This window comes from Pseudomonas sp. MWU318 (assembly GCF_016756945.1).
In the GTDB taxonomy this organism is placed as follows: domain Bacteria; phylum Pseudomonadota; class Gammaproteobacteria; order Pseudomonadales; family Pseudomonadaceae; genus Aquipseudomonas; species Aquipseudomonas putida_A.
Genome location: NZ_JAESJL010000007.1, coordinates 244088 through 266773, shown reverse-complemented (window position 1 = coordinate 266773; position 22686 = coordinate 244088). Strand labels below are relative to the sequence as shown.

The following is a 22686-nucleotide window of genomic DNA, read 5'->3' as shown; positions in this document are numbered from 1 at the left end:
GCGGTGCAGAGGGCATCTGATCCGGTCGGGCGAATGTGCGTTGACAGGTGTCGGCGGGGCGCCGATAGGCCAGAATAGAGAGCCCGGCGAGCGGTCGGGATCGTGGAGAAATGAGTTATGGGGTTTGATCAGATTCGTCAGCGCCGTTTGTCTGACGATATTGTCGAGCGCCTCGAGGGGATGATCCTCGAGGGCACGCTGAAGTCCGGTGAGCGGCTTCCGGCCGAGCGCGCCTTGGCCGAGCAGTTCGGCGTATCGCGTCCGTCGTTGCGCGAAGCGATTCAGAAACTGGCGGCCAAAGGTTTGCTGGTCAGTCGCCAGGGCGGCGGCAACTATGTGGTGGAAACGCTCGGCTCGACCTTCAGCGATCCCTTGCTATTGCTGCTGGAGAGCAATCCCGAGGCGCAGCGTGATTTGCTGGAGTTTCGGCATACTCTGGAGGCATCGTGTGCCTATTACGCAGCATTGCGCGCTACGGACGTGGATCGTGAACGCCTGACCGCGGCATTCAACGAGCTGCAGGATTGCTATACGCGGCATGACGAAGTGAGCCGGGCGGAAGAGGGCGCGGCGGATGCCAGGTTTCATCTGGCGATCGCCGAAGCCAGTCATAACGCGGTGCTGCTGCACACCATTCGCGGTCTGTTCGATCTGCTCAAGCGCAACGTGGTGACCAACATTGGCGGCATGTACAAGCAGCGCACGGAAACCCGCGACATGCTGATCTCTCAGCACCGGGAGTTGTATCTGGCGATTATCGAGGGGCGCGCGGAGCAGGCGCGCGAGGTTTCCAGTCGACACATTCTGTATGTGCAGGAAGTGCTGGAAGAGGTGCGGCAGGAGGTTCAGCGCATGGCTCGGGCGGAGCGGCGCAAGGGGATGTAGCTTTTAGAAGCAAAAAGATCGCAGCCTACGGCAGCTCCTACAGGGAAATTCTCATTCCTGTGTGGGAGCTGCCGCAGGCTGCGATCTTTTAAAGCAGGAAAATTATTCTTCCTTGCCCTTGTTGCGCACTGCGCGCTGCAACTCGCGACCGGCGTCGCGTTCGCGCTCGGTGTCTCGCTTGTCGTATTCCTTCTTGCCCTTGCCCAGAGCGATCTCGCACTTGACCATGTGCTTGCTCCAGTAGAAGGACAGGCACACGCAGGCGTAACCTTTCTGTTGCACGGCAGCGGCGAGTTTTTCCAGCTCGCGCTTGTTCAGCAGCAGTTTGCGGGTGCGGGTCGGATCGGCGATGACGTGGGTGCTGGCGGTCATCAACGGCGTGATGTGACTGCCGAGGAGCCAGGCTTCGCCATCCTTGAGCAGCACGTAACTGTCGACCAGTTGCAGCTTGCTTGCCCGCAGACTTTTTACTTCCCAGCCGGCCAGGACCAGACCAGCCTCGAAACGATGTTCGATGAAGTAATCGTGTCGCGCCTTTTTGTTCTGCGCGATAGTCCCTGTTGGGTGTTTCTTCTGTTTAGCCATAGGGGCGGCATTATATGGAGATAAACGGTCCTCGGCTACGGTGATGCTGCGTGCTTGAGCACGTTGAGTGAATCCCGGACAATGCGGCCTCTTTTTCTAACGCTTGGGCGTGATATTCAATGTCGACAGACAAGGTTTCTGTCCACGGCAGTTGGGCTAGCCGCTGGGTTTTCATATTCGCCGCGACCGGTTCGGCCGTGGGACTGGGCAGCATCTGGAAATTCCCCTACATGGTCGGGGTCTACGGCGGCGGCGCCTTCGTGCTGATGTTTCTGGCCTGCATCGCCCTGATCGGGATCCCGGTCATGCTGGCTGAAACCCTGATCGGCCGCCGCGCACGGCAGAGTCCGGCGAACGCCCTGAAGGTGCTGGCGCTGGAAGCCGGGCATTCGGGCAAGTGGTCGTGGGGCGCATTTGCCGGGATGATCACGGCGTTGCTGATCCTGTCTTTCTATAGTGTGGTTGGCGGCTGGTCGCTGGATTACATCATCGACATGGGGCGCGGCGACTTCCAGGGCGCCACGGCGGAGCAGGTCGGCGCTTATTTCGGCAATGTCATCTCCGATCCCTGGCGCCTGACACTTTGGCACACAGTTTTCATGCTGTTGTCGGCCGTGGTGATCGCCAAAGGCGTGGTTGCCGGGCTTGAGCGCAGTCTGCGGATCATGATGCCGCTGCTGTTCGTGATGGTGCTGGTGTTGCTGGGTTACAGCATGACCACCGGGCATTTCATGGAAGGCGTGCATTTCATGTTCGATTTCCACCCGGAAAAAGTCCTCGACGGCTTGCTGCCCGCCATGGGTCATGCGTTCTTTTCCCTGAGCGTGGGCGTCGGCTCGATCATGATCTACGGCGCTTACATGACCAAGGAAGCCTCGTTGTCCGGCACCGTGGTCGGTGTGGCACTGCTCGACACCTTCGTGTCGCTGGTGGCGGGGCTGGCATTGTTTCCGATTGTGTTTGCTGGCGGTTTGAACCCTAGCGAAGGCCCGGGCCTGATGTTCGTCAGTCTGCCATTTGCCTTCGGTAACGTGGTTTTCGGCCAGTTGATGGGCGTGGTGTTCTTTGTCCTGGTGGCAATTGCCGCCTGGAGTTCGGCGATTTCCCTGCTCGAACCAATGGTTGCCTATCTGGTTGAACGCACGAAAATCAGCCGTGGCTGGGTGACTTTCTGGCTTGCCTTCATCTGCTGGTTCGTCGGTCTGGGTACGGTTTTCTCCTTCAATATCTGGAAGGAAGCCAAATTTTTCGTGAACGATGGCGGCCTGTTCCACCTCTACCAATGGGGTGCGGCGGGCGGTCTGGACTTCTTCGGCGTGATCGATTTCTTCACCTCGCGGATCATGTTGCCGCTCGGTGGCCTGTGCTTCGTGCTGTTTGCCGGTTGGGTGATGGGGCGTGAGGCGGTGCGTGACGAGTTGTCGATTCGTAACCCGGCGCTGTTTGCCCTGTCCTTGTTCTTGATGCGCTACGTGGCGCCTATCGGCATTCTTGTAGTGTTTGCCGCTCAGCTCTGGAAGTAACGCTTACATGACGACACATATTCAACGTTCGGCGTTGCTGCCATACCCGGCGCAATTCCTCTACGACCTGGTCAACGACGTCGCGCGTTACCCGGAATTCCTGCCGTGGTGCTCGTCCGCCGAGGTGCTGGAGAGTTCGCCCGAGCACATGCGCGCCAGCGTTGGCGTGGCCAAGGGCGGTCTCAGTCAGCACTTCGTCACGCGCAATACGCTGGTGCCGGGGCAATCGATCGAGATGAACCTGGAAGAAGGCCCGTTCAACCAGCTGCATGGCGTCTGGGTCTTCAAGGCGTTGAACGAGAAGGCCTGCAAGATCAGTCTTGACCTGTCTTTCGACTACGCCGGCCCTCTGGTGCGTGCGACACTCGGCCCGCTGTTCAATCAGGCGGCGAATACGTTGGTGGATGCGTTCTGCCAGCGTGCCAAGCAGATGCATGGTTGATCCGGTGATCGAGATTGAAGTGGTGTATGCCGCCGTGGATCGCCAGGTTCTGCGCTCTTTGAGCGTTCCTCAAGGGACGACAGTGCGTGAGGCGGTGCTCAAGTCAGGTATCGGCGGTGAATTTCCTGAGCTGGATCTGAGTGATTGTCCACTGGGGATCTTCGGAAAGGTGGTGGTTGATCCACAGGCCCGCTTGATTCAGACGGGGGATCGCATCGAGATTTACCGGCCGTTACTGGCGGATCCGAAAGAGGTTCGACGCTTGCGGGCGGCCAAGGCTGCCGAAGCCAAGGCGCGAAATCAGTAGGACGAGCAAATCGCAGGCAATAAAAAACCCGGAAATTCCGGGTTTTTTATTGCCTCGCACCTTACTGCGGCGAGGTGTCCAGCGGCTCAGGCGTCGGAACCGGAACGGTTTCAACACCGTCCACGTCCTTCTGGATCGAATCCAGCAAGGAGCCTGGTTTGGCTGGTTGTTCCGGCTTCGGCTTCTCGGCGTTTTCAGCAGGGGCGGTCACGCTGGTGCCACTGTCCTTGCCGAGAATGGCTTCGTCACGGCTTACGCCCGGCATGAAGTCACCGGACAGGCTGACAAGCTGGTCGTTGGCGTTGAAATTAACACTCACGCGTTCCTGTTGGCGTTCACCGCCACCAGGTTGCAGGCTGTACAGATAATCCCAGCGATCGGCATGGAACGTGTCGGTCAGCAGAGGGTTACCCATGATAAACCGTACTTGCCGACGGGTCATTCCCGGGCGTAACTGGTCTATCATGTCCTGCGTGACGACATTGCCCTGCTGGATGTCGATTTTGTAAACCCCGGGGAATGAACAACCGGCGAGTGCGAGCAGTCCCACAAAGGTGAAACTGGTTAGCAAGAGCTTGGTGTTTTGCATCGGTGGGCGACTTCCACTATCTTGGCTGGGACAACGTAAACGCCGATCATACCCGCATTAAGAGAAGCTGCGAAGCAGCATCGCGAGAAAGCTGACCATGGTTGAAAATAGCGAACTACGCAAAGCCGGCCTCAAAGTGACCCTGCCACGGGTCAAGATCCTGCAAATGCTCGACTCTACCGAGCAGCGTCACATGAGTGCCGAAGACGTCTACAAGGCGTTGATGGAGGCGGGCGAGGACGTCGGTCTGGCCACGGTTTACCGTGTTCTGACCCAGTTCGAAGCCGCTGGCCTCGTGGTCCGTCACAACTTCGACGGTGGCCACGCGGTATTCGAACTGGCCGACGGTGGCCACCACGACCACATGGTCAACGTGGAAACCGGTGAAGTCGTCGAATTCGTCAGTCCGGAAATCGAAAAGCTCCAGAAGGCAATCGCCGAGGAGCACGGTGTTGATCTGGTAGATCACAATCTGGTGCTGTACGTACGCAAGAAAAAGTAAGCATGTCGCGCGAATTTCAGGTTCGCGAAACGAACGAAGGCGACCCAAGGGTCGCCTTCGTGCTTTCTGCTGCTCTTAAACTTTTGCGGTGACCACCATTTTTTTTGCGTGAGCCAAAGATTCTTTGGTCAGGTCGATGCCGCCCAGCATCCGCGCCACTTCCTCTATACGGTCGTTCTTGCTCAGCTTGGACACGGCGGTGTGAGTCGCTTGTTCGCCCCGTACCTTGTGCACGAATAAATGCTGATGACCCTGCGCCGCCACTTGCGGCAAGTGCGTCACGGTCAGCACCTGCCCGCGATCGCCAAGACGCCGCAACAACTGGCCGACGATTTCGGCGGTCGGCCCGCCGATGCCCACGTCCACTTCGTCGAATACCAGGGTCGGCACCCGTGAGGTCTGCGCGGTGATCACCTGAATCGCCAGGCTGATCCGCGACAGCTCGCCACCGGAGGCTACTTTGGCCAATGCCTTCAGTGGCTGGCCAGGGTTGGCGCTGACCAGCAGTTCGACCTGTTCCAGGCCATTGGGCAGCAATTCGTCGCTGCTGTTGGCGCGCAGTTCGATGGTGAAGCGCCCGCCCGGCATGCCCAGGCGCTGGATTTCCTGCTCCACGGCGCTGGCAAGGCTGCCGGTGGCCTGATGACGCAAGTCGCTCAGCTCTCGGGCCTTCTCTTGATAATGGCGCGCGTAGGAAGCCAGTTCTTCACCCAGGCGCTCGATGGATTCGTCATTGGCATTGAGGGTTTCGATTTCATCCAGCAACTTCTGCTGCATCTCGGCGACTTCAGTTGGCTGGATCCGGTGTTTGCGGGCCAGGGTGTAAATCGCGTCGAGGCGTTCTTCCAGATATTGCAGGCGCGCCGGGTCGGCATCGAAGTTGTCGAGGAAGCGATTGAGTTCGCCCACGGCTTCTTCGACCTGGATCTGCGCGCTGGTCAGCAGGCTGCTGGCTTCGCCCAGTGCGCCAACCGAGTTGTTCACGCTCGACAGGCGATTGAGGCTGGCGGTCAGTGCGTTCAGTACGTTGCCGGAATCGCTTTCGCTGCACTGCTCGACCACCTGTCGGCAAATGCCGAGCAGGGTTTCGGCGTTGGTCAGGTTCTTGTGTTCCTGCTCCAGCTGTTCCAGCTCGTTGTCGCCGAGGCCGAGGTTTTCCAGTTCTTCGAGCTGGTAGCTGAGCAATTGGTGGCGCGCGCGTTGTTCGTCGCCGGAATTGGACAGGCGCTCCAGCTCCTGGCGGGTCTGACGCCAGCGCTGCGCGGCCAGTTGCACCTGACGGGCCAGATCGGTAGCGCCGGCATATTCGTCGAGCAGGCGCCGGTGAGTGTCGGTTTTCAGCAGGGACTGGTGTTCGTGCTGGCTGTGGATATCGATCAGCAGTTCGCCGAGAGCCTTGAGATCGCCGAGGGGGCAGGGCGTGCCATTGATATAGCCGCGTGAACGGCCTTCGGCGGTGATCACCCGGCGCAGGATGCACGGACCATCGTTTTCCAGGTCGCGCTCGGCCAGCCAGGCATGGGCTTCGGGAATGTCGACCAGGTCGAAGGTGGCCAGGATATCGGCCTTGTCGGCGCCTGGGCGAACTACGCCGCTGTCGGCGCGATCGCCGAGGGTCAGGCCCAGGGCGTCGAGCATGATCGACTTGCCGGCGCCGGTTTCCCCTGTGATCACGCTCATCCCGCGATCGAGTTCGAGATCGAGATGTTCAACGATGGCGTAGTTATGTACGGACAGGTGCACCAGCATAAAGGCCGCTCCCAGGCTTTAGGTCTGGTTATTTATACAGTGTTTTGTTTCAGGCTGACAATGCCCTCGCTTAGCTCGATTTGCTTGATCCGATCAAATGCTTAGTCCGAGCGGGAATGACAATGCAGCACTTTTTTGTAGGGTTAATTATTGCAGGCCCTTGAAGCCTGATTTTGCGGCCCCATATATCGGGGCAGAAGCGCGAGTACAGCTCGCGGACGTAATTGAAAGGAGAATTCTATGGCTGACGAACAGACAGTAGATACGCAAAATCCAGAAGCCAATCAGGCGCCCGAAACTTCGGGTGACGACCTGGCGACCCGTGTACAAGTGCTCGAAGAGCAGTTGGCCGCCGCGCAGGATCAGTCGCTGCGCGTAGCTGCCGATCTGCAGAACGTCCGCCGCCGTGCCGAGCAGGATGTCGAGAAGGCGCACAAGTTTGCGCTGGAAAAATTCGCCGGTGACCTGCTGCCGATCGTTGACAGCCTGGAGCGCGGCCTCGAGCTGTCGAGCCCGGACGACGAAAGCATCCGTCCGATGCGCGAAGGCATCGAGCTGACCCTGAAAATGTTCCACGACACCCTCAAGCGTTATCAGCTTGAAGCGATCGATCCGCATGGCGAACCGTTCAACGCCGTTCACCATCAGGCGATGGCCATGCAGGAGAGCGCCGACGTCGAACCGAACAGCGTTCTGAAGGTGTTCCAGAAGGGCTACCAGCTCAATGGACGCCTGTTGCGTCCGGCCATGGTTGTGGTCAGCAAGGCGCCGGCGCCAATTTCGCCTTCGATTGACGAGAAGGCTTGAAATTAGCCGCAAGGCCCCCATTTAGAAGTCAAGCGTTTAAGTATTACCGCAGTTAGCCACCACTGCTGCGGCAACAAAATCCAAAGTTTCGGGAGAGTGAACATGGGCAAAATTATCGGTATCGACCTGGGGACTACCAACTCCTGCGTCTCCGTGCTGGAAAACGGCGTAGCCAAAGTTATCGAAAACGCCGAAGGCGCGCGTACCACGCCGTCGATCATCGCTTACGCCAACGATGGTGAAATCCTCGTTGGTCAGTCGGCCAAGCGTCAGGCAGTGACCAATCCGCACAACACTCTGTACGCGGTGAAGCGTCTGATCGGTCGCAAGTTCGACGAAGAAGTCGTACAGAAAGACATCAAGATGGTCCCGTACAAAATCGCCAAGGCTGACAACGGCGATGCCTGGGTTGAAGTGAACGGCCAGAAAATGGCGCCACCACAAATCTCGGCTGAAATTCTGAAGAAGATGAAGAAGACCGCCGAAGACTACCTCGGCGAGCCTGTGACCGAAGCGGTAATCACCGTTCCGGCCTACTTCAACGACAGCCAGCGTCAGGCGACCAAAGACGCCGGCCGCATTGCCGGTCTGGACGTTAAACGTATTATCAACGAACCAACCGCGGCTGCTCTGGCTTACGGTATGGACAAGGCGAAGGGCGATCACACCGTGATCGTTTATGACCTGGGTGGCGGTACTTTCGACGTTTCCGTGATCGAGATCGCTGAAGTTGACGGCGAGCACCAGTTCGAAGTGTTGGCCACCAACGGTGACACCTTCCTCGGCGGTGAAGACTTCGACATTCGTCTGATCGACTACCTCGTTGACGAATTCAAGAAAGAAAGCGGCATGAACCTCAAAGGTGACCCGCTGGCCATGCAGCGCCTGAAAGAAGCCGCTGAGAAAGCCAAGATCGAGCTGTCGTCCGCGCAGTCGACCGACGTCAACCTGCCGTACATCACTGCAGACGCCACCGGTCCTAAGCACCTGAACGTGAAGATTTCGCGTGCCAAGCTCGAAGCTCTGGTTGAAGACCTGGTTCAGCGCACCATCGAGCCTTGCCGTATCGCCATGAAAGACGCCGGTATCGACGTTGGCGCGATCAACGACGTGATTCTGGTCGGCGGTCAGACCCGTATGCCGCTGGTACAAAAGCTGGTGACCGATTTCTTCGGTAAAGAAGCACGTAAAGACGTGAACCCGGACGAAGCGGTTGCCATGGGTGCTGCGATCCAGGGCGCCGTTCTGGCCGGTGACGTGAAAGACGTTCTGCTGCTCGACGTCAGCCCGCTGACCCTGGGTATCGAAACCATGGGTGGCGTGATGACCGCGCTGATCGAGAAAAACACCACGATTCCTACCAAGAAATCGCAAGTGTTCTCGACTGCCGACGACAACCAGGGCGCTGTGACCATTCACGTTCTGCAAGGTGAGCGTAAGCAAGCCGCACAGAACAAGTCCCTGGGCAAGTTCGACCTGGCCGACATTCCACCAGCTCCACGTGGCGTGCCACAGATCGAAGTGACCTTCGACATCGACGCTAACGGCATCCTGCACGTTGGGGCGAAAGACAAGGCGACCGGTAAAGAGCAGAAGATCACCATCAAGGCCAACTCCGGTCTGTCGGATGAAGAAATTCAGAAGATGGTTCGCGATGCCGAGCTGAACGCCGAGGAAGACCGCAAGTTTGCTGAACTGGCTGAATCCCGTAACAAGGGTGATGCACTGGTTCACTCGACTCGCAAAATGGTTACCGAAGCGGGCGACAAGGTCAGCGCTGAAGAGAAGACCGCGATCGAAGCAGCTGTGGTTGCACTGGAAGCCGCTGTGAAAGGCGACGACAAGGCTGCCATCGAAGCGAAGATCGAAGAGCTGTCGAAAGTCTCGGCTCCGGTCGCTCAGAAGATGTACGCCGAACAGGCTCAGCCTGCTGAAGGCGCGGCGCCGCACGACGAGAAAGCTGAAAAGGCTGACGATGTTGTCGATGCCGAGTTCGAAGAAGTCAAAGACCACAAGTAAGTTGTTGGTCGGCCGGTTGACTGCCTTGCGGCGGTGACTGGTAGGATGTCGCCGCGCGGGAGCTTGCTCCCGCGTTGGCGTATCTGGAATACACGAATTTTTACAGCATGCGACAAGGTTCGCCTGCTGCTGGTATGGCCGGGAATGCTCCTGCTTTTCGCGCCGCAAGTACCAAATGAAACAAAGACCAGGATCGTTGAATTGACGTGAGTTGGGTCCGGGCCTGTATTGGGGCTCAACGAGTTTGGCCATCCTCAGGAGGGGTTTGCCGAACGTCCTCAAGAGTGCAAAAGACTTATGGCAAAGCGTGACTATTACGAAGTATTGGGTGTAGAGCGTGGTTCAAGCGATGCAGACCTGAAGAAGGCCTATCGTCGTCTGGCGATGAAGCATCACCCGGACCGTAATCCCGATGACAAAGCGTCGGAAGAACTGTTCAAAGAGGCCAACGAGGCCTACGAAGTATTGTCCGATTCGAGCAAGCGCGCGGCGTACGACCAGTACGGTCATGCTGGCGTCGACCCAAGCATGGGTGGCGGTGGCGCCGGTTTCGGCGGGCAGAACTTCTCCGACATCTTTGGCGATGTCTTCAGTGACTTCTTCGGTGGCGGTCGTGGCGGTTCCCGTGGCGGCGCCCAGCGTGGCAGCGATCTGCGCTACACCCTGGAGCTGAATCTGGAAGAAGCGGTGCGCGGCACTACCGTGAATATCCGCGTTCCGACACTGGTCAACTGCAAGCCGTGCGATGGTTCCGGCGCGAAGAAAGGCTCGTCACCATCGACCTGCCCGACCTGCGGCGGCATCGGTCAGGTGCGTATGCAGCAGGGCTTCTTCTCGGTGCAGCAGACCTGCCCGCGTTGCCATGGCCAGGGCAAGATCATTTCCGATCCGTGCGATTCCTGCCACGGCGACGGTCGCGTCGAAGAGTACAAAACACTGTCGGTCAAAGTGCCGGCTGGCGTTGATACCGGCGACCGCATTCGTCTGTCCGGCGAAGGCGAGGCGGGTACTCAAGGTGGCCCGACTGGCGACCTGTACGTGGTGATCAACGTGCGCGAGCACGACATCTTTCAGCGCGATGGCAAGCACCTGTTCTGCGAAGTGCCGATCAGCTTCGTTGATGCGGCGCTCGGCGGCGAACTGGAAATCCCGACCCTCGACGGTCGCGTCAAACTGAAAATCCCTGAAGGCACCCAGACCGGCAAGCAGTTCCGCGTACGCGGCAAAGGCGTAGCGCCGGTGCGTGGCGGTGGTGCGGGCGACTTGATGTGCCGTGTAGCGGTCGAGACCCCGGTCAATCTGAATCGTCGTCAGCGCGAACTGCTCGAAGAATTCCGCAGCTCGCTGGCGGATGACAACAGCCACTCGCCAAAAACCACCGGTTGGTTCGATGGTGTGAAGCGCTTCTTCGGCGATCTGTAAGGAGTCGGCATGCGACGTATAGCTGTGATGGGCGCCGCCGGGCGCATGGGCAAGATTCTGGTCGAGGCCGTGCAGCAGCGTGCGCCGCTGACCGGCCTGACCGCGGCGATCGTTCGTCCCGGCAGTACGCTGATCGGGGTAGATGCCGGTGAGCTGGCTTCGCTGGGTCGCATCGGTGTGCCGTTGTCCGGCAATCTCGAATCGGTGGCTGAAGAGTTCGATGTGCTGATCGATTTCACCCTGCCGGAAGTCATGCTGAAAAACCTCGCGTTCTGTCGCGAGGCTGGCAAGGCCATGGTCATCGGCACCACCGGGCTCGACGCTGCGCAGAAGCAGCTGCTGGCCGAGGCGGGCAAGGATATTCCGATCGTGTTCGCGGCCAACTTCAGTGTCGGGGTCAACCTGTCGCTGAAGCTGCTCGAAATGACCGCCCGGGTGCTGGGCGATGATGCCGACATCGAAATCATCGAAGCGCATCACCGGCACAAGATTGACGCGCCTTCGGGCACGGCGCTGCGCATGGGTGAAGTGATCGCCGATGCGCTGGATCGTGATCTGCAGAAGGTTGCGGTCTATGGTCGTGAAGGCCATACCGGTGCGCGAGAGCGGGAAACCATCGGTTTCGCTACCGTGCGTGGTGGTGATGTGGTCGGCGATCACACCGTGCTGTTCGCTTGCGAAGGCGAGCGCCTGGAGATCACGCACAAGGCTTCCAGTCGCATGACATTCGCCAAGGGTGCGGTGCGTGCGGCGTTGTGGTTGGATGGTCGCGAGCCGGGTCTGTACGACATGCAGGACGTGCTCGACCTGCATTGATTGACTGTTTTACCCAGCGCAAACGCCCGGTTTGCGCTGGTTTTTCTGCACCGCGCGACGGCCTGTCGCATTCTCCGGCCTTTTAGGCTCTTTAGCGGTGGACCAAAAAAGCCTTTTTCTGTAAGCTACAGCTTTAGTGTGTCCACTAAAAGCGCGCAGAATAATTCAGTGAAGAAGCGGGGTGACGTGTCCATACGTCACTCCGCTTTTTTACAACCTGCGATTGCCCTTTCATGCGTTATTTACGGGAGGTCTTCTTGACTAAGCCAGCCATACTCGCCCTTGCTGATGGCAGCATTTTTCGCGGCGAAGCCATTGGAGCCGACGGTCAAACCGTTGGTGAGGTGGTGTTCAACACCGCAATGACCGGCTATCAGGAAATCCTTACCGATCCTTCCTACGCCCAACAGATCGTTACCCTGACTTACCCGCACATCGGCAACACCGGCACCACGCCGGAAGACGCCGAGTCTGACCGCGTATGGTCCGCTGGCCTGGTTATCCGTGACCTGCCGCTGGTAGCGAGCAACTGGCGTAACACGATGTCCCTGTCCGACTACCTGAAAGCCAACAACGTTGTGGCAATCGCCGGTATCGACACCCGTCGCCTGACCCGCATCCTGCGTGAAAAAGGCGCACAGAACGGCTGCATCATGGCCGGCGACAACATTTCCGAAGAAGCGGCAATTGCCGCCGCGCAAGGCTTTCCTGGCCTGAAGGGCATGGATCTGGCGAAAGTCGTCAGCACCAAGGAAAAGTACGAATGGCGCTCCACTGTCTGGGACTTGAAGACCGACAGCCACGCGACCATCGAAGCGTCCGAGCTGCCCTATCACGTGGTTGCCTACGACTACGGCGTCAAGCTGAACATCCTGCGCATGCTGGTCGAGCGCGGCTGCCGCGTGACCGTGGTGCCGGCGCAAACCCCGGCTGCCGATGTGCTGGCACTCAAGCCGGACGGCGTGTTCCTGTCCAACGGCCCTGGTGATCCGGAACCTTGCGACTACGCGATCAAGGCGATCAAGGAAGTGCTGGAAACCGAGATTCCGGTATTCGGTATCTGCCTCGGTCACCAGCTGCTGGCTCTGGCCTCCGGCGCCAAGACCCTGAAAATGGGCCACGGCCACCACGGTGCCAACCACCCGGTACAGGATCTGGACACCGGCGTCGTGATGATCACCAGCCAGAACCACGGTTTCGCGGTTGACGAAGCGACCCTGCCAGCCAACGTTCGCGCGATCCACAAGTCGCTGTTCGACGGCACCCTGCAAGGTATCGAGCGCACCGACAAGAGCGCGTTCAGCTTCCAGGGTCACCCTGAAGCGAGCCCGGGCCCGAACGATGTGGCCCCTCTGTTTGACCGCTTCATCAACGAGATGGCCAAGCGACGCTAAGCGCTCGCCTTGAGACTGTAGCGAGAAGCCCTTCGAGGGCGGCCCCGGAACCGGCGGCCCCCTCGGGACTTCAGAAATCGATCAAGACGGCTTGCCGACTGACCTGCGGATTTGAGTGACAAACCCATGCCAAAACGTACAGACATTAAAAGCATCCTGATTCTCGGCGCTGGCCCGATCGTTATCGGCCAGGCCTGTGAATTCGACTACTCCGGCGCCCAGGCCTGCAAAGCCCTGCGCGAAGAGGGTTACCGCGTCATCCTGGTGAACTCCAACCCGGCCACCATCATGACCGACCCGGACATGGCTGACGCCACGTACATCGAGCCGATCAAGTGGCAGACCGTGGCCAAGATCATCGAAAAAGAGCGTCCGGATGCCGTGCTGCCAACCATGGGCGGCCAGACGGCTCTGAACTGCGCCCTGGACCTGGAGCGCGAAGGCGTTCTGGAAAAATTCGGCGTGGAAATGATTGGCGCCAACGCCGACACCATCGACAAGGCTGAAGACCGTTCGCGTTTCGACAAGGCGATGAAAGCCATCGGTCTGGAATGCCCGCGTTCCGGTATCGCCCACAGCATGGAAGAAGCCAACGCCGTCCTCGAGCGCCTGGGCTTCCCGTGCATCATTCGTCCGTCCTTCACCATGGGCGGCACCGGTGGCGGTATCGCTTACAACCGTGAAGAGTTCGAAGAAATCTGCGCCCGCGGTCTGGACCTGTCGCCGACCAAAGAGCTGCTGATCGACGAATCGCTGATCGGCTGGAAAGAATATGAAATGGAAGTTGTCCGCGACAAAAAGGACAACTGCATCATCGTCTGCTCGATCGAAAACTTCGACCCGATGGGCGTGCACACCGGTGACTCGATCACCGTTGCTCCGGCACAGACCCTGACCGACAAGGAATACCAGATCCTGCGTAACGCCTCGCTGGCGGTACTGCGCGAGATCGGCGTCGAGACCGGCGGTTCCAACGTGCAGTTCGGTATCTGCCCGGACACCGGTCGCATGGTCGTGATTGAGATGAACCCGCGTGTATCGCGTTCCTCTGCACTGGCTTCGAAAGCCACCGGTTTCCCGATCGCCAAGGTCGCAGCCAAGCTGGCGGTGGGCTACACCCTCGACGAACTGTCGAACGACATCACCGGCGGCAAGACCCCGGCGTCCTTCGAGCCGTCGATCGACTACGTCGTCACCAAGCTGCCACGTTTCGCTTTCGAGAAGTTCGCCAACGCTGACGCACGCCTGACCACTCAAATGAAGTCGGTGGGTGAAGTCATGGCCATCGGCCGCACCTTCCAGGAATCCCTGCAGAAAGCCCTGCGCGGTCTGGAAGTGGGCGTTTGCGGTCTGGACGAGAAGCTCGACCTGAGCAACCCGGAAAGCATGAGCATCCTCAAGCGCGAGCTGACCGTGCCGGGTGCCGAGCGTATCTGGTACGTGGCGGACGCATTCCGCGCCGGCATGACCGTCGAAGACATTTTCGGCATGAACATGATCGACCCGTGGTTCCTGGTACAGATCGAAGATCTGATCAAGGACGAAGAGAAGGTCAAGACCCTCGGTCTGTCCGCCATCGACCGCGACCTGATGTTCAAGCTCAAGCGCAAAGGCTTCTCCGACCAGCGTCTGGCCAAGCTGCTGGGTGTGACCGAGAAGAACCTGCGTACTCACCGTCAAAAACTGGAAGTGTTCCCGGTTTACAAGCGTGTTGACACCTGCGCTGCCGAGTTCGCCACCGACACCGCTTACCTCTACTCGACATACGAGGAAGAGTGCGAAGCCGCACCGTCCGGTCGCGACAAGATCATGATTCTGGGTGGCGGTCCGAACCGTATCGGCCAGGGCATCGAGTTCGACTACTGCTGCGTACACGCTGCTCTCGCACTGCGCGAAGACGGCTACGAAACCATCATGGTCAACTGCAACCCGGAAACCGTTTCCACCGACTACGACACTTCCGACCGTCTGTACTTCGAGCCGGTAACCCTGGAAGACGTGCTGGAAATCTGCCGCGTCGAGAAGCCGAAAGGCGTGATCGTCCAGTACGGCGGCCAGACTCCGCTGAAACTGGCGCGTGCCCTGGAAGCCGCTGGCGTGCCGATCATCGGTACCAGCCCTGATGCCATCGACCGTGCCGAAGACCGTGAGCGCTTCCAGCAAATGGTTGAGCGCCTGAACCTGCGTCAGCCGCCAAACGCTACCGTGCGCAGCGAAGACGAAGCCGTTCGCGCTGCCGCGAAAATCGGTTATCCGCTGGTGGTGCGCCCGTCCTACGTATTGGGCGGCCGCGCGATGGAAATCGTTTACAAGGAAGACGAACTCAAGCGCTACCTGCGTGATGCGGTGCAAGTGTCCAACGACAGCCCGGTGCTGCTCGACCACTTCCTCAACTGCGCCATCGAGATGGACGTGGATGCGGTCTGCGACGGCAAGGACGTGGTGATCGGCGCGATCATGCAGCACATCGAACAGGCGGGTGTTCACTCCGGTGACTCCGCGTGCTCGCTGCCGCCGTACTCGCTGCCGGCACACATTCAGGACGAGATGCGCGAACAGGTCAAGAAAATGGCCCTGGAACTGGGCGTTGTCGGCCTGATGAACGTGCAACTGGCGCTGCAGGGCGAAGACATCTACGTCATCGAAGTCAACCCGCGCGCTTCGCGTACCGTGCCGTTCGTGTCCAAGTGCATCGGTGTCTCCCTGGCAATGATTGCGGCTCGCGTCATGGCCGGTAAGACCCTGAAGGAAATCGGCTTCACCAAGGAAATCATCCCGAACTTCTACAGCGTGAAAGAGGCGGTGTTCCCGTTCGCCAAATTCCCTGGTGTTGACCCGATCCTCGGCCCAGAGATGAAGTCCACCGGTGAAGTGATGGGCGTCGGCGACACTTTCGGTGAAGCATTCGCCAAGGCCCAGATGGGCGCCAGCGAAGTGCTGCCGACCGGCGGTACCGCATTCATCAGCGTGCGTGACGATGACAAGCCGCTGGTTGCAGGTGTGGCCCGTGATCTGATCAACTTGGGCTTCGAAGTGGTCGCCACTGCCGGCACTGCCAAGCTGATCGAAGCTGCAGGCCTGAAAGTGCGCCGTGTGAACAAGGTGACCGAGGGGCGTCCGCACGTGGTCGACATGATCAAGAATGACGAAGTCACTCTGATCATCAACACCACCGAAGGCCGTCAGTCGATCGCTGATTCCTACTCCATTCGTCGTAATGCCCTGCAGCACAAGATCTACTGCACCACCACCATTGCTGCGGGCGAAGCTATCTGCGAAGCGCTGAAGTTCGGTCCCGAGAAGACCGTGCGTCGCTTGCAGGATCTACACGCAGGATTGAAGGCATGATCAAATACCCAATGACCGTCCAGGGCGCGAAAGCCTTGGAAGAAGAACACGCTCACCTGACCAAGGTCGTTCGTCCGAAGCTCAGCCAGGACATCGGTACCGCTCGCGAGTTGGGTGACCTGAAGGAAAACGCCGAGTACCATGCCGCCCGCGAACAGCAAGGCATGGTCGAGGCGCGGATCCGTGACATCGAAGGCCGGATTCAGAATCAGGTCATCATCGACGTCACGACTATCCCGCACACCGGCAAAGTGATCTTCGGTACTACCGTCGAAATCGCCAACGTCGAGACTGATGAAAGCGTCACTTACCACATCGTGGGTGAGGATGAGGCTGACTTCAAACTCGGCAAGATTTCGGTTGGCTCGCCTCTGGCCCGTGCCTTGATCGGCAAGGAAGAGGGTGATGTGGTCGCCGTGAAAACGCCAAGCGGCGTTATCGAGTACGAGATTGTCGAAGTCCGTCACATCTGAAGGCAGGCGCCCGCTACGTGCGGGCGCCATGCTTTGGCAGCTGACCCAGATGTTGTGGGTCGGCGGCTTCTGGTTGATACATCTCGGTTTGCGACCGGTGTTGGGCAAGATTGGCCTGGCACCGTTGCTGATCGATGAAGTTGCCGATGCATTCGAAGTGCCGGTGGCGGGTTTTGCCGCGGCGTGCGTGATTTTTCAGGCTTTGGTGCTGGTACAGGCCGATGGCCTTGCCAGTCTATGGCGGGATTTTCGCGGGCAGGTGTTGCTGATGGCGTTGCTTGCGTGTGCGATGTTTGTCGTCGTGCATGTCGGCTGGCCGCAAGCGCAGCACTGGCAGGAATTCAGTTTTCTGCTGCTGGGCTTCTCCGGGCTGGTGCTGGTGTTGCAGCCGCTGCCGGGATGGAGTGGCAGGGTGCGCGAAGCACACCCTTGACCCCTGTCATCACTTGAAGCGATGAACGTTCGACAGCTGCTTGTTGACGCTGAAGTTCTTGCGATAAACCAGTGCCATCTTGCCGATGACCTGAACCAGGTCAGCCTTGCCGACCTTGCACAACTCTGCAATGTGCGCCAGGCGCGACTCGCGATCGAGGATGTTGAGCTTGATCTTGATCAGCTCGTGATCCGCCAGGGCGCGTTCAAGTTCGGCTAATACACCTTCAGTCAGACCGTTGTCCGCCACCGTCAAAACTGGTTTCAGGTGGTGGCCAATGGATTTGTACTGTTTCTTCTGCTCTGGAGTGAGCGGCATAATCTGACCCTTTCGTCTGGATTCTGTAAAATGGCGGCCATTTTACCCGAGGGTTCGTGGATCCGCCCAATTAATCACGACCCTTATTATCGAGGTGCCCAATGGCGCGTTCCAAGACAAGCCTTGGTTGGCTGAAACGACATGTCAACGATCCTTATGTGAAGCAGGCGCAGAAGGATGGCTACCGCTCGCGTGCGAGTTACAAGCTTCTGGAGATCCAGGAGAAATACAAGCTGATCCGTTCCGGCATGAGCGTTGTCGATCTGGGCGCAGCGCCCGGCGGCTGGTCGCAGGTCACCAGCCGGCTGATCGGTGGTCAGGGGCGTCTGATCGCTTCGGACATCCTGGAAATGGACAGCATTCCGGACGTGACCTTCATTCAAGGTGACTTCACCGAGGACGAAGTGCTCGCGCGAATCCTTGAAGCGGTGGGTAATTCGCAGGTGGACCTTGTGATTTCCGATATGGCCCCCAATATGAGTGGTACGCCTGAAGTGGACATGCCCAAAGCCATGTTCCTTTGTGAGCTGGCGCTTGATCTGGCGGAGCGGATACTCAAACCGGGTGGCAATTTCGTGATCAAGATTTTTCAGGGCGAAGGTTTCGATGTTTACCTGAAAGACGCCCGCAAGAAATTCGACAAGATCCAGATGATCAAGCCGGATTCTTCCCGTGGCAGCTCGCGAGAGCAATACATGCTGGCTTGGGGTTATCGCGGCGGTAACGAGTAAAACGAGGTTTTTCGGTGGGGCGATAGGTTTTTCGTATTTTGCCCCGCGTGCATAAGCGAATATTGTGTAGAAAGTGTTTCACAAAGGGTTACAGACGGCGCCTGCCAGAGTTGTAGGTAATGTAGTAAGTTAGGCCGGTGAATATCATGCGAAGCGCGCGCCAGTAGCGGAGCTTGCTTCAGAGGGTAGTTAATTGAACGATATGGCAAAGAATCTGATCCTGTGGTTGATCATCGCGGCAGTCCTCGTGACGGTGATGAACAACTTCTCCAGCCCTAACGAGCCGCAGACCCTCAACTATTCCGACTTCATCCAGCAGGTCAAGGATGGCAAGGTCGAGCGCGTAGCCGTTGACGGCTATGTGATTACCGGCAAGCGCAATGATGGCGACAGCTTCAAGACCATTCGTCCGGCGATTCAGGACAATGGCCTGATCGGCGACCTGGTCGACAACCACGTTGTGGTTGAGGGCAAGCAGCCTGAACAGCAAAGCATCTGGACCCAGCTCCTGGTGGCCAGCTTCCCGATCCTGGTGATCATCGCGGTGTTCATGTTCTTCATGCGCCAGATGCAGGGCGGTGCCGGCGGCAAGGGTGGACCGATGAGCTTCGGCAAGAGCAAGGCGCGCCTGCTCTCCGAAGATCAGGTGAAAACCACCTTGGCTGACGTTGCCGGTTGCGACGAAGCCAAGGAAGAAGTCGGCGAGCTGGTTGAGTTCCTGCGTGATCCGGGCAAGTTCCAGCGTCTGGGCGGTCGTATTCCTCGCGGTGTACTGATGGTCGGTCCTCCGGGTACCGGTAAAACCTTGCTGGCCAAGGCGATTGCCGGCGAAGCGAAGGTACCGTTCTTCACTATTTCCGGTTCCGACTTCGTTGAAATGTTCGTGGGTGTCGGCGCAAGCCGCGTTCGTGACATGTTCGAGCAGGCCAAGAAGCACGCACCGTGCATCATCTTCATCGACGAAATCGACGCCGTCGGTCGCCACCGTGGCGCCGGCATGGGCGGTGGTCACGACGAGCGCGAGCAGACTCTCAACCAGTTGCTGGTGGAGATGGATGGCTTCGAAATGAATGACGGCATCATCGTGATTGCGGCGACCAACCGTCCTGACGTACTCGACCCTGCGCTGCTGCGTCCGGGCCGTTTCGACCGTCAGGTGGTTGTAGGTTTGCCGGATATCCGTGGTCGCGAGCAGATCCTCAAGGTTCACATGCGTAAAGTGCCAATGGGCGACGACGTTGCTCCGGCCGTTATCGCACGTGGTACCCCGGGCTTCTCCGGTGCGGACCTGGCCAACCTGGTCAACGAGGCTTCGCTGTTCGCTGCACGCAGCGGCAAGCGCATTGTTGAAATGAAAGAATTCGAACTGGCCAAAGACAAGATCATGATGGGCGCCGAGCGCAAATCGATGGTCATGTCCGAGAAAGAAAAACAGAACACCGCTTATCACGAAGCTGGCCACGCCATTGTTGGTCGCGTCGTGCCTGAGCATGATCCGGTCTACAAGGTCTCGATCATTCCGCGTGGTCGTGCGCTGGGTGTGACCATGTTCCTGCCGGAAGAAGATCGCTACAGTCTGTCCAAGCGTGCGCTGATCAGTCAGATCTGCTCGCTGTACGGTGGCCGTATCGCTGAAGAAATGACCCTTGGTTTCGACGGTGTGACCACCGGCGCTTCCAACGACATCATGCGTGCCAGTCAGATTGCGCGGAACATGGTGACCAAGTGGGGTCTGTCGGAAAAACTCGGTCCGCTGATGTACGCCGAAGAAGAGGGTGAAGTGTTCCTCGGTCGCGGCGGTGGCGGTCAGGCCGCAAGCTTCTCTGGTGAAACGGCCAAACTGATCGACTCCGAAGTGCGCAGTATCATCGATCAGTGCTACGGCACGGCCAAGCAGATCCTCACGGACAACCGTGACAAGCTGGATGCCATGGCCGATGCGCTGATGAAGTACGAAACCATCGATGCCGAGCAGATCGACGACATCATGGCCGGTCGTACACCTCGTGAGCCACGTGACTGGACTGGTGGCACGGGTACGCCCCCGCCTCCAGTGATTCAGGATGAGCGCCCGGAAACACCGATCGGCGGTCCGGCTGCTGACGTTTAAGGTTTGAAATGACTTCTGTACAGTCCCTGACCCGGTTGCCTTGCGGCAACCGGGTTCTTGATTTGGCCCAGACGCATGTCATGGGTATTCTCAATGTCACTCCCGATTCCTTTTCCGACGGTGGCCGGTACAATCAGCTCGACGTGGCCTTGCGTCACGCCGAAGCCATGGTGGCTGCTGGTGCGACGCTGATCGATGTCGGTGGCGAATCGACCCGGCCTGGCGCTCGAGCGGTTTCGCCGTTGGAAGAGTTGGAGCGCGTAGCTCCGATCGTGGAGTTGATCAATCGCGAGCTGGATGTGGTCATCTCGGTCGATACTTCGACGCCAGCGGTGATGCGTGAAACGGCGCGCCTGGGTGCGGGGTTGATCAATGATGTGCGCTCGCTGCGCCGCGATGGCGCGCTGGATGCCGCAGCCGCGACCGGGTTGCCGGTCTGCCTGATGCACATGCTCGGCGAACCGGGTGACATGCAGGACAATCCGCACTATCAGGACGTTACCCGGGAAGTGGGTGAGTTTCTGGCAGAGCGCATGACTCAATGTGCGGCGGCGGGCATTCCTGCCGAACGGATCATTCTTGATCCCGGTTTCGGTTTCGCGAAAACCCTGCAGCACAATCTAAGCTTGTTCAAGCATATGGAAGCCCTGCATGCGCTGGGGCGTCCGCTATTGGTCGGTGTCTCACGCAAAAGCATGATCGGCCACGCATTGAACCGCCCCGTGGGTGAGCGTCTTTATGGTGGTCTGGCTCTCGCAGCACTCGCGTCGGTTAAAGGAGCGCGTATATTGCGCGTCCATGATGTGGCGGAAACGGTAGACGTGGTGCGCATGCTCGCGGCCGTGGAATCAGCCGAATAAGAATGATGGAGCACTTATGAGCAAGAAATACTTTGGTACTGACGGTATTCGTGGTCGTGTCGGTGAATATCCGATCACTCCTGACTTCATGCTTAAGCTCGGCTGGGCGGCGGGTATGGCCTTTCGCAAGATGGGCGCCTGCAAGGTGCTGGTCGGCAAGGACACGCGCATCTCTGGCTACATGTTCGAATCGGCACTTGAAGCAGGCCTGACCTCGGCTGGTGCGGACGTGATGCTGCTCGGTCCGATGCCGACGCCGGCCATTGCTTATCTGGCGCGCACGTTCCAGGCTGAAGCCGGGATCGTGATCAGTGCTTCGCACAATCCGCATGACGATAACGGCATCAAGTTTTTCTCCGGCAAGGGCACCAAGTTGCCTGATGAGCTGGAGCTGATGATCGAAGAGCTGCTCGATACCCCAATGACTGTGGTTGAGTCGAGCAAGATCGGCAAGGTGTCGCGCATCAATGACGCCTCCGGCCGCTACATCGAATTCTGCAAAAGCAGTGTGCCGACCGGTACCAGTTTTTCCGGTTTGAAGATCGTGATCGATTGTGCGCACGGAGCGACCTACAAGGTTGCTCCGAGTGTGTTCCGTGAGCTGGGTGCTGAAGTGGTCGTGCTGTCGGCGCAGCCCAACGGGCTGAACATCAATGATAATTGCGGCTCGACCCATATGGGTCAGCTGCAGGCCGCGGTTCTGGCCGAGCACGCTGATCTGGGCATCGCCTTTGATGGTGACGGTGATCGGGTGTTGATGGTTGATCACACTGGCGCCATCGTTGATGGTGATGAGTTGCTGTTCATCATTGCGCGCGATCTGCACGGGCGGGGCAAATTGCAGGGCGGCGTAGTCGGTACGCTGATGAGCAACCTGGGTCTTGAACTCGCGCTGGCAGAGCTCTCGATTCCATTCATTCGTGCCAATGTCGGTGACCGTTATGTGATCGCCGAACTGCTGGAGCGCGACTGGCTGGTAGGCGGTGAAAACTCGGGGCATATCGTCTGCTTCAATCACACCACCACCGGTGATGCGATCATTGCTGCGCTCCAGGTGCTGATGGCACTGAAGGCCCGCAATGAAGGTCTTGCGCAAACGCGTCAGGCCTTGCGCAAGTGTCCTCAGGTGCTGATCAATGTGCGTTTTGGTGGCGGTGAAAGTCCGCTTGAGCATCCGGCGGTCAAGGAAGCCAGTGCGCGTGTCACCCAGGCAATGGCGGGGCGTGGCCGGGTACTTCTGCGCAAGTCCGGTACAGAGCCTTTGGTGCGTGTGATGGTCGAAGGTGAGGATGAAACTCAGGTTCGCAGCTATGCCGAAGAACTGGCAAAACTGGTAAGTGAAGTTTCTGCCTGATTCGGCTTGCCAGTCATGA

At 58.7% G+C, this 22686-nt stretch carries 21 protein-coding genes; 17 read left to right on the top strand and 4 right to left on the bottom strand.

Annotated features, from left to right (window positions below):
- Positions 1 to 117: 117 nt before the first annotated feature.
- Positions 118 to 885 carry a GntR family transcriptional regulator gene (locus tag JN524_RS18300; RefSeq protein ID WP_103367755.1) on the top strand — a complete coding sequence of 256 codons (768 nt, stop codon included), beginning with the start codon at positions 118 to 120 and terminating at the stop codon, positions 883 to 885.
- 102 nt (positions 886 to 987) lie between these two features.
- On the opposite strand, the gene smpB is transcribed toward JN524_RS18300, so the two are convergent.
- Positions 988 to 1470 carry an SsrA-binding protein SmpB gene (gene smpB / locus JN524_RS18295; protein ID WP_003221505.1) on the bottom strand — a complete coding sequence of 161 codons (483 nt, stop codon included), beginning with the start codon at positions 1468 to 1470 and terminating at the stop codon, positions 988 to 990.
- A 119-nt stretch (positions 1471 to 1589) separates the two neighbouring features.
- Here smpB and JN524_RS18290 point away from each other — a divergent pair, with 119 nt between their 5' ends.
- The 3 genes from JN524_RS18290 to JN524_RS18280 are packed head-to-tail and all read left to right on the top strand — an operon-like array spanning position 1590 to position 3742.
- Complete coding sequence (locus JN524_RS18290; RefSeq protein ID WP_007961408.1) at positions 1590 to 2993, top strand: sodium-dependent transporter; 1404 nt, start codon at positions 1590 to 1592, stop codon at positions 2991 to 2993.
- Between the two features lie 7 nt (positions 2994 to 3000).
- Positions 3001 to 3435 (top strand): type II toxin-antitoxin system RatA family toxin, encoded by a 435-nt coding sequence (locus tag JN524_RS18285; protein WP_003221509.1) that lies wholly within the window; start codon positions 3001 to 3003, stop codon positions 3433 to 3435.
- Entirely contained in the window at positions 3428 to 3742 is a 315-nt protein-coding gene (locus JN524_RS18280) for an RnfH family protein (RefSeq protein WP_202370229.1), read from the top strand. Before JN524_RS18285 ends, JN524_RS18280 begins: the two co-directional genes overlap by 8 nt.
- A gap of 61 nt (positions 3743 to 3803) precedes the next feature.
- On the opposite strand, the gene JN524_RS18275 is transcribed toward JN524_RS18280, so the two are convergent.
- Positions 3804 to 4331, bottom strand: coding sequence for an outer membrane protein assembly factor BamE (locus JN524_RS18275; protein ID WP_182403794.1), 528 nt, complete (start codon positions 4329 to 4331; stop codon positions 3804 to 3806).
- A gap of 97 nt (positions 4332 to 4428) precedes the next feature.
- Between JN524_RS18275 and fur the strand changes: the two genes are divergently transcribed.
- Positions 4429 to 4833 (top strand): ferric iron uptake transcriptional regulator, encoded by a 405-nt coding sequence (gene fur, locus JN524_RS18270; RefSeq protein ID WP_003221515.1) that lies wholly within the window; start codon positions 4429 to 4431, stop codon positions 4831 to 4833.
- 75 nt (positions 4834 to 4908) lie between these two features.
- Here fur and recN read toward each other — a convergent pair whose 3' ends face one another.
- Entirely contained in the window at positions 4909 to 6582 is a 1674-nt protein-coding gene (recN, locus tag JN524_RS18265) for a DNA repair protein RecN (protein ID WP_202370228.1), read from the bottom strand.
- Positions 6583 to 6822: 240 nt separating this feature from the next.
- Between recN and grpE the strand changes: the two genes are divergently transcribed.
- From grpE to JN524_RS18225, 8 genes are all read left to right on the top strand, one after another.
- Complete coding sequence (grpE, locus tag JN524_RS18260) at positions 6823 to 7389, top strand: nucleotide exchange factor GrpE (protein ID WP_007961425.1); 567 nt, start codon at positions 6823 to 6825, stop codon at positions 7387 to 7389.
- A gap of 102 nt (positions 7390 to 7491) precedes the next feature.
- Complete coding sequence (dnaK, locus tag JN524_RS18255; protein WP_003221521.1) at positions 7492 to 9408, top strand: molecular chaperone DnaK; 1917 nt, start codon at positions 7492 to 7494, stop codon at positions 9406 to 9408.
- 297 nt (positions 9409 to 9705) lie between these two features.
- A complete protein-coding gene (gene dnaJ / locus JN524_RS18250; RefSeq protein ID WP_003221522.1) occupies positions 9706 to 10830 on the top strand; it encodes a molecular chaperone DnaJ in 1125 nt (374 codons plus the stop codon).
- A 9-nt stretch (positions 10831 to 10839) separates the two neighbouring features.
- The gene (dapB, locus tag JN524_RS18245) at positions 10840 to 11646 is read left to right on the top strand and encodes a 4-hydroxy-tetrahydrodipicolinate reductase (protein ID WP_202370227.1); all 807 of its coding nucleotides are present in this window, start codon (positions 10840 to 10842) and stop codon (positions 11644 to 11646) included.
- A 257-nt stretch (positions 11647 to 11903) separates the two neighbouring features.
- Positions 11904 to 13040, top strand: a complete 1137-nt coding sequence (carA, locus tag JN524_RS18240) for a glutamine-hydrolyzing carbamoyl-phosphate synthase small subunit (RefSeq protein WP_027610776.1) — start codon at positions 11904 to 11906, stop codon at positions 13038 to 13040.
- 126 nt (positions 13041 to 13166) lie between these two features.
- Positions 13167 to 16388, top strand: a complete 3222-nt coding sequence (gene carB / locus JN524_RS18235; RefSeq protein WP_202370226.1) for a carbamoyl-phosphate synthase large subunit — start codon at positions 13167 to 13169, stop codon at positions 16386 to 16388.
- Complete coding sequence (greA, locus tag JN524_RS18230; RefSeq protein WP_003221530.1) at positions 16385 to 16861, top strand: transcription elongation factor GreA; 477 nt, start codon at positions 16385 to 16387, stop codon at positions 16859 to 16861. The genes carB and greA overlap by 4 nt, the downstream gene beginning before the upstream one ends.
- A 28-nt stretch (positions 16862 to 16889) precedes the next feature.
- Complete coding sequence (locus JN524_RS18225; protein WP_202370225.1) at positions 16890 to 17294, top strand: MFS transporter; 405 nt, start codon at positions 16890 to 16892, stop codon at positions 17292 to 17294.
- A gap of 9 nt (positions 17295 to 17303) precedes the next feature.
- Here the strand turns inward: JN524_RS18225 and JN524_RS18220 are convergent, their stop codons facing one another.
- Positions 17304 to 17612 carry a YhbY family RNA-binding protein gene (locus tag JN524_RS18220; protein WP_003221534.1) on the bottom strand — a complete coding sequence of 103 codons (309 nt, stop codon included), beginning with the start codon at positions 17610 to 17612 and terminating at the stop codon, positions 17304 to 17306.
- Positions 17613 to 17713: 101 nt separating this feature from the next.
- Between JN524_RS18220 and rlmE the strand changes: the two genes are divergently transcribed.
- From rlmE to glmM, 4 genes are all read left to right on the top strand, one after another.
- Positions 17714 to 18343 carry a 23S rRNA (uridine(2552)-2'-O)-methyltransferase RlmE gene (gene rlmE / locus JN524_RS18215; protein WP_003221536.1) on the top strand — a complete coding sequence of 210 codons (630 nt, stop codon included), beginning with the start codon at positions 17714 to 17716 and terminating at the stop codon, positions 18341 to 18343.
- Positions 18344 to 18545: 202 nt separating this feature from the next.
- Positions 18546 to 20453 (top strand): ATP-dependent zinc metalloprotease FtsH, encoded by a 1908-nt coding sequence (gene ftsH / locus JN524_RS18210; RefSeq protein ID WP_045122149.1) that lies wholly within the window; start codon positions 18546 to 18548, stop codon positions 20451 to 20453.
- Positions 20454 to 20461: 8 nt separating this feature from the next.
- Complete coding sequence (gene folP / locus JN524_RS18205) at positions 20462 to 21313, top strand: dihydropteroate synthase (protein WP_027610780.1); 852 nt, start codon at positions 20462 to 20464, stop codon at positions 21311 to 21313.
- Between the two features lie 16 nt (positions 21314 to 21329).
- On the top strand, positions 21330 to 22667 hold the full coding sequence (glmM, locus tag JN524_RS18200) for a phosphoglucosamine mutase (RefSeq protein ID WP_027610781.1): 1338 nt from the start codon (positions 21330 to 21332) through the stop codon (positions 22665 to 22667).
- The last annotated feature ends 19 nt before the right edge of the window (positions 22668 to 22686 follow it).

Bases quoted from the DNA above. Each gene is read 5' to 3' on its own strand.
- glmM (WP_027610781.1), top strand. From the start codon at position 21,330: ATGAGCAAGAAATACTTTGGTACTGACGGTATTCGTGGTCGTGTCGGT.
- JN524_RS18225 (WP_202370225.1), top strand. From the start codon at position 16,890: ATGCTTTGGCAGCTGACCCAGATGTTGTGGGTCGGCGGCTTCTGGTTG.
- dnaK (WP_003221521.1), top strand. From the start codon at position 7,492: ATGGGCAAAATTATCGGTATCGACCTGGGGACTACCAACTCCTGCGTC.
- fur (WP_003221515.1), top strand. From the start codon at position 4,429: ATGGTTGAAAATAGCGAACTACGCAAAGCCGGCCTCAAAGTGACCCTG.
- JN524_RS18300 (WP_103367755.1), top strand. From the start codon at position 118: ATGGGGTTTGATCAGATTCGTCAGCGCCGTTTGTCTGACGATATTGTC.
- JN524_RS18280 (WP_202370229.1), top strand. From the start codon at position 3,428: ATGGTTGATCCGGTGATCGAGATTGAAGTGGTGTATGCCGCCGTGGAT.
- grpE (WP_007961425.1), top strand. From the start codon at position 6,823: ATGGCTGACGAACAGACAGTAGATACGCAAAATCCAGAAGCCAATCAG.
- JN524_RS18290 (WP_007961408.1), top strand. From the start codon at position 1,590: ATGTCGACAGACAAGGTTTCTGTCCACGGCAGTTGGGCTAGCCGCTGG.
- dnaJ (WP_003221522.1), top strand. From the start codon at position 9,706: ATGGCAAAGCGTGACTATTACGAAGTATTGGGTGTAGAGCGTGGTTCA.
- JN524_RS18220 (WP_003221534.1), bottom strand. From the start codon at position 17,612: ATGCCGCTCACTCCAGAGCAGAAGAAACAGTACAAATCCATTGGCCAC.
- carB (WP_202370226.1), top strand. From the start codon at position 13,167: ATGCCAAAACGTACAGACATTAAAAGCATCCTGATTCTCGGCGCTGGC.
- dapB (WP_202370227.1), top strand. From the start codon at position 10,840: ATGCGACGTATAGCTGTGATGGGCGCCGCCGGGCGCATGGGCAAGATT.
- smpB (WP_003221505.1), bottom strand. From the start codon at position 1,470: ATGGCTAAACAGAAGAAACACCCAACAGGGACTATCGCGCAGAACAAA.
- ftsH (WP_045122149.1), top strand. From the start codon at position 18,546: ATGGCAAAGAATCTGATCCTGTGGTTGATCATCGCGGCAGTCCTCGTG.
- rlmE (WP_003221536.1), top strand. From the start codon at position 17,714: ATGGCGCGTTCCAAGACAAGCCTTGGTTGGCTGAAACGACATGTCAAC.
- folP (WP_027610780.1), top strand. From the start codon at position 20,462: ATGACTTCTGTACAGTCCCTGACCCGGTTGCCTTGCGGCAACCGGGTT.
- JN524_RS18275 (WP_182403794.1), bottom strand. From the start codon at position 4,331: ATGCAAAACACCAAGCTCTTGCTAACCAGTTTCACCTTTGTGGGACTG.
- greA (WP_003221530.1), top strand. From the start codon at position 16,385: ATGATCAAATACCCAATGACCGTCCAGGGCGCGAAAGCCTTGGAAGAA.
- recN (WP_202370228.1), bottom strand. From the start codon at position 6,582: ATGCTGGTGCACCTGTCCGTACATAACTACGCCATCGTTGAACATCTC.
- JN524_RS18285 (WP_003221509.1), top strand. From the start codon at position 3,001: ATGACGACACATATTCAACGTTCGGCGTTGCTGCCATACCCGGCGCAA.